This is a genomic window from Streptomyces sp. NPDC006296, assembly GCF_040613235.1.
Lineage (GTDB): Bacteria > Actinomycetota > Actinomycetes > Streptomycetales > Streptomycetaceae > Streptomyces.
This window is the reverse complement of sequence record NZ_JBEXRT010000025.1, coordinates 1-15,810: the sequence shown is the minus strand read 5'-3', so window position 1 is coordinate 15,810 and position 15,810 is coordinate 1. Positions and strand designations below refer to the sequence as shown.

Below are 15,810 nucleotides of genomic sequence, written 5' to 3'. Positions count from 1 at the left end.
CGAGTGAACGCGGACAGGAGCGGCCATGCCCACAGCCCGCCAGCAGTCGACCGAGCAGCTACAAAGGACGCAACCCCACCATCGCGGCGCGCGCGGTCAGCCCCTCACGCCCACGCCGCGGGCCGTGCACGCCGAGTTCCGACCCCCAGGTGATTCCATGATCGGTCGCATTCCCGTCCTGGACGTCCGTCCGCTCGTCGACTGCGGCAGACGGCCCGCCAAAGCCGTCGAGGGCGAGACCTTCCAGGTCAGCGCCACCGTGTTCCGCGAGGGCCACGACGCGGTGGCCGCCAACGTCGTCCTGTGCGACGCGAACGGACGGCCCGGCCCCTGGACGCCGATGCGCGAGCTCGCCCCCGGCACCGACCGCTGGGGCGCCGACGTCACCCCGGACTCCGAGGGCGCCTGGACGTACACCGTCGAGGCCTGGAGCGACCCCGTCACCACCTGGCGGGCCCACGCACGGATCAAGGTCCCCGCGGACATCGACACCGCGCTCGTCCTGGACGAGGGCGCCGTGCTCTACGCCCGCGCGGCGGAGGGGGTCCCCAAGAAGGACGGGCGCGAGGCCGTGCTCGCCGCGGTCGACGCGCTGCGCGACACCGGCCGTCCGGCGGCCGCCCGGCTGGCCGCCGCGCTGACCGCCGAGGTGGACGAGGCCCTCGGCCGCCACCCCCTGCGCGAGCTGGTGACCGCGTCCCGGCCGCTGCCGCTGACCGTCGAGCGCCGGCGCGCCCTGTACGGCTCCTGGTACGAGCTGTTCCCCCGCTCCGAGGGGGCGCGGGAGGAGCCGGTGACTCCGCCGAAGCCGGCCCGGAAACCGAGAGCCGCGAAGACCGCGAAGACCGCGGCGGCCGCCACCGCGCGGAAGAAGCAGGCCGAGGTCACCGCGCAGGTGCCCCAGCCGGCCACCAGGATGGTCGGCGGCACCTTCCGCACCGCCGCCGAGCGGCTGCCCGCCGTCGCCGCGATGGGGTTCGACGTGGTCTATCTGCCACCCATCCACCCCATCGGCACCACCCACCGCAAGGGCCCCAACAACAGCCTGTCCCCCGGGGCCGACGACCCGGGGGTGCCCTGGGCGATCGGGTCGGCCGAGGGCGGCCACGACGCCGTCCACCCGGACCTCGGCACGCTGGAGGACTTCGACCACTTCGTCGCGACGGCCCGCACCCTGCGGATGGAGATCGCCCTGGACTTCGCCCTCCAGTGCTCCCCGGACCACCCCTGGGTGACGGAGCATCCGCAGTGGTTCCACCACCGCGCCGACGGATCGATCGCCTACGCCGAGAACCCGCCCAAGAAGTACCAGGACATCTATCCGATCGCCTTCGACGAGGACCTCGGGGGGATCGTCCGCGAGACCGTCCGCATCCTGCGGTTCTGGATGGAGCACGGCGTACGGATCTTCCGCGTCGACAACCCGCACACCAAGCCGGTGGTCTTCTGGGAGAAGGTGATCGCCGACGTCAACCGCACCGATCCGGACGTGATCTTCCTGGCCGAGGCCTTCACCCGTCCCGCGATGATGCGCACGCTGGCCTCGGTGGGCTTCCAGCAGTCCTACACCTACTTCACCTGGCGTAACACGAAGGCGGAACTCACCGAGTACGTACAGGAGCTCGCGGGCGAGACCTCCTCGTACATGCGGCCCAACTTCTTCGTGAACACGCCCGACATCCTTCCGGGTTACCTCCAGGAGGGCGGCCGTCCCGCCTTCGCGACCCGGGCCGTGCTGGCCGCGACGCTGTCCCCCTCCTGGGGCGTGTACGCGGGCTTCGAACTGTACGAGAACACCCCGGTGCATCCCGGGAGCGAGGAGTACCAGGACTCGGAGAAATATCAACTCAGGCCCAGGGACTGGGAGTCGGCGGAACGTGAGGGCCGCTCGCTCGCTCCCCTGATCACCTCGCTCAACCGGATCCGCCGTCGCCATCCGGCACTCCAGCAACTGCGCGACGTGCACTTCCACTCGGTCGACAACGAGGCGCTGATCGCGTACAGCAAGCGCTCCGGTCCGGACATCGTTCTGGTGGTCGTCAACCTCGACCCTCACCACACCCACGAGGCCACGGTCTCGTTGGACATGCCGCGTCTCGGCCTCGACCGGCACGAGAGCGTACCGGTGCGCGACGAGCTCACCGGCGACACCTATCACTGGGGCAGGACCTTCTACGTGCGTCTCGATCCGGGTGTGACACCGGCGCACATCGCGGTCCTGCGACCGTCCCCGTCGACCGGAGGGTCACCCACCACATGATCGTCAACGAGCCTGTCCACGACCTGTTCGAGGACACTCCCGCCAAGGACCGCGACCCCGACTGGTTCAAGCGCGCCGTCTTCTACGAGGTACTCGTCCGGTCCTTCCAGGACTCGAACGGGGACGGCGTCGGCGACCTCAAGGGCCTGACCGCCAAGCTCGACTACCTGCAGTGGCTGGGCGTCGACTGCCTCTGGCTGCCACCGTTCTTCAAGTCGCCGCTGCGCGACGGCGGTTACGACGTGTCCGACTACACCGCCGTGCTGCCCGAGTTCGGCGACCTCGCCGACTTCGTCGAGTTCGTCGACGCCGCGCACCAGCGCGGCATGCGCGTGATCATCGACTTCGTCATGAACCACACGAGCGACCAGCACGACTGGTTCCAGCAGTCCCGCACCGACCCGGACGGGCCGTACGGCGACTACTACGTCTGGGCCGACGACGACAAGCAGTTCCCGGACGCGCGGATCATCTTCGTCGACACGGAGACGTCCAACTGGACCTTCGACCCGGTCCGCAAGCAGTACTACTGGCACCGGTTCTTCTCGCACCAGCCCGATCTCAACTACGAGAACCCGGCGGTGCAGGAGGAGATCATCTCGGCCCTGCGCTTCTGGCTGGACCTGGGCATCGACGGCTTCCGGGTCGACGCCGTGCCCTACCTCTACCAGCGCGAGGGCACCAACTGCGAGAACCTGACCGAGACCCACGACTTCCTCAAGCGGGTCCGCAAGGAGATCGACGCCAACTACCCGGACACGGTCCTGCTGGCCGAGGCCAACCAGTGGCCGGAGGACGTCGTCGACTACTTCGGCGACTACACGGCCGGCGGCGACGAGTGCCACATGGCGTTCCACTTCCCGGTGATGCCCCGGATCTTCATGGCCGTGCGCCGCGAGAGCCGGTACCCGGTCTCGGAGATCCTGGCGAAGACCCCGTCGATCCCCTCGGGGTGCCAGTGGGGCATCTTCCTCCGCAACCACGACGAGCTGACGCTCGAAATGGTGACGGACGAGGAGCGGGACTACATGTACGCCGAGTACGCCAAGGACCCGCGGATGCGGGCCAACATCGGCATCCGCCGGCGTCTGGCACCGCTCCTGGACAACGACCGCAACCAGATCGAGCTGTTCACGGCGCTGCTGCTGTCCCTCCCCGGCTCCCCGATCCTCTACTACGGGGACGAGATCGGGATGGGCGACAACATCTGGCTGGGCGACCGCGACGCCGTGCGCACCCCGATGCAGTGGACGCCCGACCGCAACGCCGGCTTCTCCTCCAGCGATCCGGGGCGGCTCTACCTCCCCACGATCATGGACCCGGTCTACGGCTACCAGGTCACCAACGTCGAGGCGTCCATGGCCTCGCCGTCGTCGCTGCTGCACTGGACGCGGCGGATGATCGAGATCCGCAAGCAGAACCCGGCGTTCGGCCTCGGCTCGTACACCGAACTGCCCTCGTCGAACCCGGCGGTGATCGCGTTCACCCGCGAGTACAAGGACGACCTGGTGCTGTGCGTCCACAACTTCTCGCGGTTCGCGCAGCCGACGGAGCTCGATCTGCGGGCCTTCGACGGGCGCCATCCGGTGGAGCTGATCGGCGGGGTCCGCTTCCCCGCCGTGGGTCAGCTGCCCTACCTGCTGACGCTCGCCGGCCACGGTTTCTACTGGTTCCGGCTGCGGAAGGACGCTCCGGTCGGCTGACCGCCGGCCGACGGCGCCGCACCGGCGGCGCCGACCGCGGGGCGGTTCCCACCGCCCCGCACGGGGCGTCCTCCCCGCCGCCGGACCCTTCCGGTCCCTTCGGGGGAGGAGGGTCCGTCCACCGGGTCCGTACGGACCCTCCTCTCCCGACACGTCCCGCACAGCCGGACAGCCATTGCCGCAATCCGGGACACTCTTCGCATCCTGTGGTGTGCCCGGGGAAAGGACGCGATGCCATGTCGGAGGCTGCATCCACTCGAGTCGCCCTGGCGAAGAGCACAACGTCGAGAACGACGACAAGAAGACACCCGGCAAGCACCACGGCCCTGCTGCCGTCGCTCGCCCCGCTGCTCCACGAATGGGTCCCCCGCCAGCGGTGGTTCGCGGGCAAGGGGCAGCCGGTCACCGGCTTCTCGCTGGTGGCCGCGACGGAGATACTGCCGCTGGACGCCACGGCCACCGGGCCCGGTCTGCTGCACCTGCTCGTCCGGGTCCACCAGCCGGGCAGCACCGCGGCGCACGCGCAGGGGGACTGCTACCAGCTGCTCCTGGGCGTGCGCACCGCGCTGCCCCAGCGGCTCGCCGGGGCGCGGATCGGCCTGGTCGCCGAGGGGCCGCTGGCCGGGCGCACCCTGTACGAGGGGCTGCACGACCCGCGCGTCGCGGACCTGCTGCTGGAACGATTCCGTAACCCGGGGTCACTGGGTCCGCTGCGCTTCGACCGTGCCGGGCCCGTGCCCGCGGGTCTCGCCCCGCGGGTGCTGGACACCGAGCAGTCCAACTCCTCGCTGGTCTACGGGGACGCCCTCATCCTGAAGATCTTCCGCAGGGTCTTCCCCGGCACCAACCCGGACCTCGAACTGCCGCTGGCGCTCGGCCGCGAGGGCTGCGGCCGGGTCCCCGCTCCGGTGGCCTGGTTCGAGGCGGCGACCGAGCAGGAGCCGCTGACCCTCGGTGTGCTGCAGCCGTTCCTGCGCGGTGCGCAGGACGGCTGGCAGCTCGCGCTGGCGGCCCTGGCCGCCGGGCGGGACTTCCTGCCCGAGGCGCACGCGCTCGGGCGGGCCACCGCCGAGGTGCACACGGCGCTCGCCGCCGCGCTGCCGACGCCGCCCCTGGCCCACGACCGGACCAGGCATCTGGTGGCGGGGATGGTGGAGCGGCTGGAGGCGGCCGCCCGGGCGGTGCCGGCACTGGTGCCGTACGTACCGGGCCTGCGGACCGCCTTCGACGCCGTGGCGGCGCTCGGGGGGACGGGGAGCGGCTGGGACGCCCAGCGGGTCCACGGGGACCTGCACCTCGGTCAGACCCTGCGCGGGGACGACGGCTTCTGGTCGCTGATCGACTTCGAGGGCGAGCCGGCCAGGCCGCTGCCGGAGCGCCGGAGCCCGCAGCCGACGGTGCGCGACGTCGCGGGGATGCTCCGCTCCTTCGACTACGCGGCCCGTTCGCACCATCCGTGGAACCCCGAGTGGGCGGCCCGCTGCCGCACCGCGTACTGCGAGGGCTACGCCCGCGCGGCGGGATCCGATCCACGCGACGCACCGGAACTGCTCCGCGCCCACGAGACCGACAAGGCGGTGTACGAGGTGCTCTACGAGGCCCGCCACCGCCCCGACTGGCTGCCGGTCCCGATGGCCGCCATCCAGCGCCTGGCCGCCGGACCGGCCTGAGACCCGGCACCCCACCACCCGCCCTTCGAGCCGTCCGGGTCCCGGCCCCCAGCGGGTCCCCCGGCCCCCGATTCCCGACTCCCGACTCCCCCCGAGCCTTCCGAGGAGGCCGTCCCCGTGACCGCCCGCAAGCCGTCCCGCAAGCCGTCCGAGCCCGTCGAGGTCCCGCCCGCGGCCGCGCCGGCGACCACCGAGATCACCGCCGGGGCCGCCGTCCCGGCCTCAGGCCCGGCGGACACGCCCGCCGTCCCGGCCTCCGGTCCCGCCGCCGCGGACACACCCGCCGGGCCCGCCCCGGCGGCCCCCGCCAAACGGCCCCGCGCCAGAAAGGCGACGGCCGCGGCCACCGGCGCCCCGCCCCGCCCGCGCCGCGGCGGGGGCAGCAGGAACGTCCTGCCCGCCACCGCCCTGGACGGAGCGGACCGGGGCCGGCTGCTGGCCGGTGACCACCACGACCCGCACGGGGTGCTGGGCGCCCACCCGGTCCCGGGCGGGGTGCTCTTCCGGGTGCTGCGCCCCCACGCGCACACGGTGACCGTGCTGACCGGGGGCAGGAAGGCGGAGCTGCAGAGCGACGGCGACGGCTTCTTCTCCGGCGTTCTGGCTCTGCCCGCCGTGCCCGACGCGTACCGCCTGCGGGTGGCGTACGCGGACGACACCATCGAGGTGGACGACCCGTACCGCTTCCTGCCGGCCGTCGGGGAGCTCGATCTGCACCTGATCGGCGAGGGCCGGCACGAGGAGCTCTGGACGGCGCTCGGGGCGCGGCCGATGGAGCACCAGGGGGTGGCGGGCACCCGGTTCACCGTCTGGGCGCCGAACGCGCGGGGCGTCCGCGTGACGGGCGACTTCAGCTACTGGGACGGCACGGCCTTCCCCATGCGCTCCCTCGGCTCCACCGGCGTGTGGGAGCTCTTCCTGCCCGGCGTCGGCGAGGGCGCCGTGTACAAGTACGACATCTGCCGGCCCGACGGCTCGCACACCCTGCGCGCCGACCCGATGGCCCGTCACACCGAGGTCCCGCCCGCCACCGCCTCGGTGGTGACGGCCTCGCACCACGTGTGGCAGGACGACGACTGGATGGCGCACCGGGGCGACCGGCCGGTCCACGAGGCGCCGTTCTCCGTCTACGAGGTCCATCTCCCCTCCTGGCGGCCGGGCCTCACCTACCGGCAGCTGGCCGCCCAGCTCCCCGCCTACGTGCGGGAGCTCGGCTTCACCCATGTGGAGCTGATGCCGGTCGCGGAGCATCCGTTCGGCGGTTCCTGGGGGTACCAGGTCACCGGCTTCTTCGCCCCGACCTCCCGGATGGGCGGTCCCGACGACTTCCGCTTCCTGGTCGACGCGCTGCACGCGGCGGGCATCGGCGTCCTCATGGACTGGGTGCCGGCGCACTTCCCCCGCGACGCGTGGGCGCTCGCCGAGTTCGACGGCCGTCCGCTGTACGAGCACGCCGACCCGCAGCGGGCCGCCCACCCGGACTGGGGCACCCTGGAGTTCGACTACGGCCGCAAGGAGGTGCGCAACTTCCTCGTGTCCAACGCCACTTACTGGTGCGAGGAGTTCCACATCGACGGGCTGCGCGTCGACGCGGTGGCCTCCATGCTGTACCTCGACTACTCCCGCGAGGAGGGCCAGTGGTCGCCGAACGAGTTCGGCGGCCGGGAGAACCTGGACGCGGTCGCCTTCCTCCAGGAGATGAACGCGACGGTCTACCGCCGGAATCCGGGCGTCGTCACGATCGCGGAGGAGTCCACCGCCTGGGAGGGCGTCACCCGCGCCACGGACCACGGCGGGCTGGGCTTCGGCCTGAAGTGGAACATGGGCTGGATGCACGACTCCCTCGTGTACATGTCGAAGGAGCCCGTCCACCGCAGGTACCACCACGACGAGATGACCTTCTCGATGGTGTACGCGTACAGCGAGAACTACGTGCTGCCGATCTCGCACGACGAGGTGGTGCACGGCAAGCGGGCGCTGGTCGGCAAGATGCCGGGCGACTGGTGGCAGCAGCGCGCGAACCACCGCGCCTACCTCGGCTTCATGTGGGCGCACCCCGGCAAGCAACTCCTCTTCATGGGGCAGGAGTTCGCCCAGGGCGCGGAGTGGGCGGAGGGGCACGGCCCGGACTGGTGGCTGCTCGACGAGACGTACGACGCCTCCGGCGACCACCGGGGCGTACGCACCCTGGTGACCGACCTCAACGCGGTGTACACCGCGCTGCCGGCACTGTGGCAGCGGGACACGGCACCGGAGGGCTTCAGCTGGATCGACGGGGGCGCGGCGGAGGACAACGCGTTCGCGTTCGTGCGGTACGACGCGGACGGATCGCCGCTGATCGCCGTGTCCCACTTCTCCCCGGTGGTGCGCACCGGCTACCGCATCGGCGTCCCGGACGGACCGGAGACCTGGGTGGAGGTCCTGAACACGGACGCGGCGCGCTACGGCGGGAGCGACGTGCGCAACGAGGAGCCGCTGAAGCCGGAGGCCGTGGCCGCGCACGGCAGGGACAGCAGCATCACGCTGACGCTGCCGCCGCTGGCGACGGTCTGGCTGCGGCCGGCCTGACGGGACGGGACAGGGGTGGAGTGCCCGTGCCTTCGGGCACTCCACCCCTCTTCCGCCAGGGCATTGCCTTTCGTGCACGCGCGCATCAGCAATTACATGCCTGCGCCGGCCCTCGAAGTGAGCTGCACGCCGTGGTGGTGCTGGACGACTCGCGAGATCCCGTCCGCCTCAGCACCCTCCGGTCCGGCATCGAGAGCGCACGGACGTCACGCTCCCGCCGCCGGGCTGCTCGAGCCTGAAGGAACAGAGCGCGGTTGCCGGGCCGGGCACACAGCCCCTCGACGTGTCCGTGACCGCCCGACGGTCAGACCGCCGGGAGCACGTCCTCCAGCTCCTGGAGGAGGCGGCGCTTCGGGCGGGCGCCCACCATCGACTTCACCGGTTCGCCGCCCTGGAAGACCATCAGGGTCGGCATCGACAGCACGGCGTAGCGGCTGGTGATGCCCGGGTTGTGGTCCACGTCGATCTGCACCACCTTGACGCGGCCGGCCTCCTCCTTGGCGATCGCGCCGAGCACGGGGGCCAGCTGGCGGCAGGGGCCGCACCAGTCGGCGGTGAACTCGACCAGTACGGGGATCCCGGCTCCCAGGACCTCCGCGTCGAACGTCGTGTCGGTGACCTCGGGGACACCTTGCGCGTGGATCATCTCTCGTCCTCCTGGTTGAGTTCGCACCGCGGTTCGGGGCCGCCCGGCACCTGGGCCGAGGCCTCCACCTCGGCGCGGGCCAACTGCGCGCCCACCTCCGCCCGGACGCCCTGCAACTGGTCGATGAGCGCGTCCAGTTCGCCGAGCTTGCGCCGGTAGACGGCCAGTGAGGCGGGGCAGGCGTCGCCCGCCGGGTGGCCGGCGCGCAGGCAGTCCACGAAGGGGCGGGTCTCCTCCAGGTCGAATCCGAAGTCCTGGAGGGTCCGGATCTGCCGGATCAGCCGCAGATCGCTCTCGTCGTACGTGCGGTAGCCGTTCTCCGCGCGGCACGCGTGCAGCAGGCCGCGTGACTCGTAGTACCGCAGCGCCCGCGTCGTCGTCCCGGCGCGTTCGGCCAGCTCTCCGATTCGCATACCGCGACCGTAATCCTTGACGTCGGCGTCAGGGCAAGGGGCGAAGGAGGCACTCGGTGTTCGGCAAGTGGAGCGGCCGGGGCCATTGACGGCCGCCCCGGGTGCCTCTACACCTTTCTGAGAGCGCTCTCAGAACATCGGCCTTCCCGGCACGTCCCCACCGGAGGTTCCTTTGCGTACGAGCCGCACCGTCCCCCACAGACGCACCGCCTTCCTCGCCGCCCTGACCGCCCTGGTCCTGACCCTCGCCGCGGCGATCACCGTCGCCGGTTCCGGGTCGGCCCGCGGCGACGTGCCGGCCACGCCCGGCTGGAACCTGCAGTGGAGCGACGACTTCAACGGGGCGAACCGCGCCCTGCCGTCCTCCGCGAACTGGCAGATCGACACCGGGCACGGCTATCCCGGCGGCCCCGGGAACTGGGGCACCGGGGAGATCCAGAACTACACCGCGAGTCCCGACAACATCAGCCTCGACGGCAGCGGCAACCTCCGCATCATCCCGCTCCGCGACGGCGCGGGCAACTGGACCTCGGGCCGGATCGAGACCAAGCGGGCCGACTTCAAGGCCCCCGCGGGCGGCACCCTGCGCATCGAGGGCCGCATCCAGATGCCGAACGTGACGGGCAACGCGGCGCTGGGCTACTGGCCGGCCTTCTGGGCGCTCGGCTCGCCGTACCGGGGCAACTACTGGAACTGGCCGGGCATCGGCGAGTTCGACATCATGGAGAACGTCAACGGCATCAACTCCGTCTGGGGCGTGCTGCACTGCGGGGTCAACCCGGGCGGCCCCTGCAACGAGACGACCGGCCTCGGCAACAGCCGCGCCTGCCCGGGCGCGAGCTGCCAGTCCGCGTTCCACACCTACCGCTTCGAGTGGGACCGTGCCGTCACGCCCAACGCCCTGCGCTGGTACGTCGACGGCCAGCTCTTCCACAGCGTGACCCAGAGCCAGCTGGACGCCGCGACCTGGGCGAACATGACGGACCACGCCGGGTACTTCCTGCTGCTGAACCTGGCGGTCGGGGGCGCCTTCCCGAACGCGCTCGGCGGCTCCACCCCGACCGCCGAGACGGTGCCCGGCCGGCCCATGCTGGTCGACTACGTGGGCGTCTGGACCAAGGGCGGCAGCGGCACGACGGACCCGCCCACCGATCCTCCGGCCGGCTCCGCCACCCTCGTCCTGCGCAGCGCGGGCGGCCTCGGCGCGGCCCAGTCCGCCGCTTCCTCGGTGACGGTCGCCTCGGCCGGCGGCGGCAACTACGACGGCACCCCGCACAGCCCGCAGACCTTCACCGCGACGGGCCTCGACGGGGCGTACGACGGCGGCTCGACCCAGTTCGACGTGTTCGCCGACTCGGGCACTGCCGTCGCCAACGCCCAGCAGGTGCGGGTGAGTTACGACCGCACGGGGGACGGCACCTGGGACCGCACGGAGACCTACCAGTACTTCGCCACCGACCCCGTCAGCGGATACGAGCACTACACGCAGGCCAAGGGCCTCAAGTCGTCCACCGGGAGCCACGGCAGCCTGTCGAACGGCACGGTGAAGGTGGAGGTCTGGAACGCCATCGGCAACGGCCCGAGCACCGTGGGCGTCGGCAACCAGTCGGTGGTCCACATCCCGTACGGCTGAGGCGGGGTCCGGCGCACCCCGCGGCACGGGGGGGTGCGCCGGACCGGGAGCGGCGGTCGTGCCCGGGGCACGGCGCCCGCGGCGCCCCGGGCACACACGGCCGCGGCCGGTACGGGAGTCCCGTACCGGCCGCGGTCGCACGCGTGTCAGACCTTCGCGAGCGAGGGCTGCTCCTCGCCGCCGTCCCTGGCGTCCGGGACGTCCGGAGTGCCGCCGTGGCCGTCGTCCGTCATCGTCTGCTCGTCGAACGGGAGGGCGCCGGAGAGAACCTGGTCCACCCGCTCCCGGTCGATCTCCTTGGTCCAGGTGCCGACCAGGACCGTGGCGACCGCGTTGCCCGCGAAGTTCGTCAGGGCGCGGGCCTCGCTCATGAAGCGGTCGATGCCGACGATCAGGCCGACGCCGTCGACCAGTTCGGGGCGGTGCGACTGGAGCCCGCCGGCGAGGGTGGCGAGACCGGCGCCGGTGACGCCCGCCGCTCCCTTGGAGGCGATCACCATGAAGACCAGCAGCGAGATCTGCTCCCCGATGCTCAGCGGGTCGCCCGTCGCGTTGGCGATGAAGAGCGAGGCCATCGTGAGGTAGATCGCGGTGCCGTCGAGGTTGAAGGAGTAGCCCGTCGGCACGGTGATGCCCACGACGGGCTTGCTGACGCCCATGTGCTCCATCTTCGCGATCAGCCGGGGCAGGGCCGACTCGGAGGAGGAGGTGGAGAGGATCAGCAGGAACTCACGGCCGAGGTACTTCAGCAGGGAGAGGATGTTGACGCCGGCCACCAGGCGCAGGATCGCGCCCAGGATCACGAAGACGAAGAGCGCGCAGGTGACGTAGAAGCCGATCATGATGATCGCGAGCGACTTCAGCGCGTCGACGCCGGTCTCGCCGACCACCGCCGCCATGGCACCGAAGGCGCCGACCGGGGCGGCCCACATGATCATGGCCAGGATGCGGAAGACGAGGCGCTGGATGTGGCCGATGCCCCGGATGACCGGCTCGCCGGCCGACCCCATGGCCTGGAGCGCGAAGCCCGCGAGCAGGGCGATGAGCAGGGTCTGGAGGACCTCGCCCTCGGTGAAGGCGGACACCATCGTGGTGGGGATGATGCCGAGCAGGAAGTCGACGGTGGACTCGCTGGCCCCCGACGCCTGCTTCTCACCCGCGGCACGGGCCGCCTCGGTGAGGTGGAGGGTGGAACCGGGCTCCAGGAGGTTGCCGACGACCAGGCCGATGGCCAGGGCGACGGTCGACATCACCAGGAAGTAGCCGAGGGCCAGACCACCGACGGCGCCGACCTTGGCGGCCTTCCGTACGGAGCCGACCCCGAGCACGATCGTGCAGAAGATGATCGGCGAGATCATCATCTTGATGAGGTTGACGAATCCTGTGCCGATCGGCTTGAGCTCGACGGCGAAGCCCGGAGCCACGAGGCCCACCGTGATGCCCAGCACCACGGCGGCGATCACGGCCAGGTAGAGGTAATGCGTGCGGTCCCGTCGTGCGGCTTTCTCTGCCACGGGGGTCTCCTCGGGTATGCGGCTCGCTCCCCGTCCCTGGGGGCTCCGGTGACTATTCACTTCCCTGTGACGGCCGTCACCCTTGCGTTCATAACGTTCACGGATGCTTTCGAGCCACCTTGGGCAGTCGGTCGCCGCCAGGCAGACTGGGGAGCATGCGCCTGCCCCGTACCCGCCCCCGCAGCCTGGCCGGCCAGCTGTTCGCGATGCAGGCCCTGCTCGTGGCGGCGGTCGTGGCCGGGTGCGCCTTCTTCGCCTACGCCTCCGGCCGGTCCCAGGCCGAGGAGACCGCGGCCCGCCAGGTGAGGGCCGCCGCCCTCGCCATGGCCGGATCTCCGTCGGTCCGGGAGGCGATCCGTACCCCGGACCCGTCCGCCGTACTCCAGCCGTACGCGGAGAAGGTCCGCGCGGACACCGGGATCGCCTTCGTCACGATCATGAACCCGGAGGGGGTCCGCTGGACGCACCCGGACCCCTCCCAGATCGGCCGGAGGTTCATCGGGCACACCGAGCGCGCCCTGCTCGGCGAGACCTTCGAGGAGACCTACACCGGTACGCTCGGCCCCTCGATACGCGTCGTCACACCGGTGCGCGACGGGGACAGGATCGTCGGCCTGGTCAGCGCGGGGATCACCGTGGAGCGGGTGTCCACCCAGGTGCGCGAGCAGCTCGGCGCCCTGGGCACGGCCGCGGGGGCCGCACTGGCGCTCGGGGCGCTCGGTACGTACGTGATCAACGCCCGGCTGCGGCGCCACACCCACGGGATGAACGCCGGAGAGCTGAGCCGGATGCACACCTACCACGAGGCGACGCTGCACGCGGTGCGTGAGGGGCTGCTGATGCTGGACGGGCAGCGTCGGGTGGCCCTGATCAACGACGCGGGCCGGGAGCTGCTGGGGCTCGCGCCGGGCGCGGTGGGACGCGGCGTGGACGAGCTCGCGCTCCCGGCGCCGCTGACCGGCGCGCTCCTGGCCTCGGAGCCGCGGGTGGACGAGGTCCACCTGACGGCGGACCGGGTGATCGTCGTCAACACCAGCCCGGTGGTCGGCGGTGAGCGGCGCGGCACGGTCGTGACCCTGCGGGACCACACCGAGCTCCAGGCCCTGTCGGGCGAGCTCGACTCGGAGCGCGGGTTCACCCAGGCCCTGCGGTCGCAGGCGCACGAGGCGGCGAACCGGCTGCACACCGTGGTGTCGCTCATCGAGCTGGGCCGCGCCGAGGAGGCGGTGGACTTCGCGACGGCGGAGCTGGAGCTCGCCCAGGTGCTGACCGACCGGGTCGTGGGCGCGGTCGCCGAGCCGGTGCTCGCCGCCCTGCTGCTGGGCAAGGCGGCGCAGGCGCACGAGCGCGGGGTGGAGCTGGTGCTCGCCGAGGACAGCCTGATCGACGACGGGGCCCTGCCGCGCTCGCCGTCGCCGCGTGACCTGGTGACGATCCTGGGGAACCTGATCGACAACGCGGTGGACGCCGCGTCCGAGACCGCGACCGGCGGCCCCGACGGGCCCGTCCCCGCGCAGCGCGGCGCGGCACGGGCGGTGGTCACCGTCACGGCGCGGACGGAGTCCGGGGAGCTGCTGCTGCGGGTGGCCGACACCGGTGCCGGGATCGGCCCGGACGACGCGGACGAGGTGTTCCGGCGCGGCTGGACGACCCACGGCTCGGGCCGCGGCCTGGGGCTGGCGCTGGTGCGGCAGGCGGTCCACCGCAACGGCGGGACCGTGACGCTGGACCGGGCGCCGGGCGGCGGCGCGGAGTTCACGGTGCGGCTGCCGCTCGCCGGCCGTACGGCGGCGGAGGTGCAGGCTCCGTGATCCGGGTGCTGGTCGTGGAGGACGACCCGGTGGCGGCCGACGCCCATCAGATGTACGTGGGCCGGGTCCCGGGCTTCGAGGTGGCCGCCGTCGCCCACACCCGGGCGGAGGCGGCGCGGGCGCTGGAGCGCACCGAGGTGGACCTGCTGCTGCTCGATCTCTACCTGCCCGACGGGCACGGTCTGCAGCTGCTGCGCTCCCTCCGGGCGGCGGGGCACGGCGCGGACGTCATCGCGGTGACGTCCGCGCGCGACCTGGCGGTGGTGCGGGAGGGCGTGTCGCTCGGCGTCGTGCAGTACGTGCTGAAGCCGTTCACCTACCCCACACTGCGGGACCGGCTCCTGCGGTACGCGGAGTTCCGGGCGGCGGCGGGTGAGGCGAGCGGCCAGGAGGAGGTGGACCGGGCGCTGGGCGCGCTGCGGGTCGCCGATCCGGCCGCGCTGCCCAAGGGGCTGAGCGGGCCGACGCTGGAGGCGGTGACCCGGGCGCTGCGCAAGGCCCCGGACGGGGTCACCGCGGCGGCCGCCGGGGAGGCCCTGGGGATCTCCCGGATCACCGCCCGGCGCTATCTGGAGTATCTGGTCACGCTCGGCCGGGCCGCGCGGCGGCCGAGCTACGGCCAGGTCGGCCGGCCCGAACTGCACTACCACTGGGTGGCCGAAACCCGCTGATCCCCTGCGCGCCGCCGAGGACCCGCCTAGGAGGATCGTACGAAGGGTGAACTGGTCGGAACAGCCTGTAGCCAGGGGGTTCCCGGCCTTCTACGGTGGGGCCGTGCACCCCACCCCGCCCTTCAACGCCCCCGCCGCGCGCCGCCTCCGCGAGGCGCTGGGAATGGCGCCCGGACATGTTGCGTACGGGCTCGGCGCCCAGTACGGCATGCGTGTCACGGCCGAGACCGTGATGGCCTGGGAACGCGGCACGGCGCTGCCCGGGGACCGCGAACTCATGGCGCTGGCCGGTGTGCTGTGGTGCGCACCGGGTGAACTGCTGGCCGCCGCGAGCACCTTGCGCGAACACCGGATCGCCCGGGACCTCGCGGTGGACGACCTGGCGCGGGTCCTCGGGATGACGCCCTCCGCCTACCGGCGGATCGAGGAGACGGGCCGGTGGCGCGGCAACGAGCGCCAGGCGGTGGCCCTCTGCGAGGCGCTGGACATGTCGGCGGCCCGGTTCCTGACGGTGACGGGCCGCGACGAGGAGCTCGCGGATCTGCTGACCCGGGCCGTCACGACGCGCTGGCAGGCGTACGTGCGGCCGGTGGACAAGCTCGTCCCGCTGGACCGGATCCTGCTCCAGAGCGCGCTGGAACAGCTGCACACCGACTACCAGGCCCTGATGGTGTCGACGCTGAGCTGGAACACCACCGGCCGGGACCGCGCGGGGACGGCGGGCGACGAGGGGCGGGAGTTCCTGGACCGGGTGGTCGAGGAGTTCTGGCGGACGGCGGGCGTCTGAACCGGTGAGGCCCCTCACGGGATCCCGGTACCCCCACCGGGACCGGGAAGCGGCCGTCCCGGGCGAGCGCGGGGCGGTGCGGCTGAGCGGGGGCCGGGCGGTGCGGCCGGGCGAGCGTCCGCCGCGCGGGGCGC

Annotated in this window: 11 protein-coding genes; 8 read left to right on the top strand and 3 right to left on the bottom strand. The window is 72.3% G+C overall.

The annotated features are described in order from the left end of the window. The first annotated feature begins 157 nt into the window (after positions 1-157). The 4 genes from ABZ172_RS18795 (at position 158) to glgB (ending at position 8,201) form a co-directional block, all read left to right on the top strand. Positions 158-2,260 carry an alpha-1,4-glucan--maltose-1-phosphate maltosyltransferase gene (locus ABZ172_RS18795; RefSeq protein WP_356884838.1) on the top strand — a complete coding sequence of 701 codons (2,103 nt, stop codon included), beginning with the start codon at positions 158-160 and terminating at the stop codon, positions 2,258-2,260. After that, positions 2,257-3,963, top strand: a complete 1,707-nt coding sequence (gene treS, locus ABZ172_RS18790; protein ID WP_356884837.1) for a maltose alpha-D-glucosyltransferase — start codon at positions 2,257-2,259, stop codon at positions 3,961-3,963. Before ABZ172_RS18795 ends, treS begins: the two co-directional genes overlap by 4 nt. A gap of 236 nt (positions 3,964-4,199) precedes the next feature. Continuing rightward, a complete protein-coding gene (locus tag ABZ172_RS18785) occupies positions 4,200-5,633 on the top strand; it encodes a maltokinase (RefSeq protein WP_356884836.1) in 1,434 nt (477 codons plus the stop codon). A 117-nt stretch (positions 5,634-5,750) separates the two neighbouring features. Further along, complete coding sequence (glgB, locus tag ABZ172_RS18780) at positions 5,751-8,201, top strand: 1,4-alpha-glucan branching enzyme (protein ID WP_356884835.1); 2,451 nt, start codon at positions 5,751-5,753, stop codon at positions 8,199-8,201. A gap of 304 nt (positions 8,202-8,505) precedes the next feature. Here the strand turns inward: glgB and trxA are convergent, their stop codons facing one another. Beyond that, positions 8,506-8,847: a thioredoxin gene (gene trxA, locus ABZ172_RS18775; RefSeq protein ID WP_356884834.1), complete on the bottom strand. Its 342-nt coding sequence runs from the start codon at positions 8,845-8,847 to the stop codon at positions 8,506-8,508. Then, positions 8,844-9,260: a MerR family transcriptional regulator gene (locus ABZ172_RS18770; protein ID WP_356884833.1), complete on the bottom strand. Its 417-nt coding sequence runs from the start codon at positions 9,258-9,260 to the stop codon at positions 8,844-8,846. Before ABZ172_RS18770 ends, trxA begins: the two co-directional genes overlap by 4 nt. 172 nt (positions 9,261-9,432) lie before the next feature. Here ABZ172_RS18770 and ABZ172_RS18765 point away from each other — a divergent pair, with 172 nt between their 5' ends. Further along, a complete protein-coding gene (locus ABZ172_RS18765; protein ID WP_356884832.1) occupies positions 9,433-10,893 on the top strand; it encodes a glycoside hydrolase family 16 protein in 1,461 nt (486 codons plus the stop codon). 146 nt (positions 10,894-11,039) lie between these two features. Here the strand turns inward: ABZ172_RS18765 and ABZ172_RS18760 are convergent, their stop codons facing one another. Continuing rightward, positions 11,040-12,407 carry a cation:dicarboxylase symporter family transporter gene (locus ABZ172_RS18760; protein WP_356884831.1) on the bottom strand — a complete coding sequence of 456 codons (1,368 nt, stop codon included), beginning with the start codon at positions 12,405-12,407 and terminating at the stop codon, positions 11,040-11,042. A gap of 155 nt (positions 12,408-12,562) precedes the next feature. Between ABZ172_RS18760 and ABZ172_RS18755 the strand changes: the two genes are divergently transcribed. From ABZ172_RS18755 to ABZ172_RS18745, 3 genes are all read left to right on the top strand, one after another. Further along, positions 12,563-14,218: a sensor histidine kinase gene (locus tag ABZ172_RS18755; protein WP_356884830.1), complete on the top strand. Its 1,656-nt coding sequence runs from the start codon at positions 12,563-12,565 to the stop codon at positions 14,216-14,218. Beyond that, positions 14,215-14,889, top strand: a complete 675-nt coding sequence (locus ABZ172_RS18750; RefSeq protein WP_356884829.1) for a response regulator — start codon at positions 14,215-14,217, stop codon at positions 14,887-14,889. The genes ABZ172_RS18755 and ABZ172_RS18750 overlap by 4 nt, the downstream gene beginning before the upstream one ends. A gap of 163 nt (positions 14,890-15,052) precedes the next feature. Then, a complete protein-coding gene (locus ABZ172_RS18745; RefSeq protein WP_356884897.1) occupies positions 15,053-15,676 on the top strand; it encodes a helix-turn-helix domain-containing protein in 624 nt (207 codons plus the stop codon). Positions 15,677-15,810 lie beyond the last annotated feature (134 nt).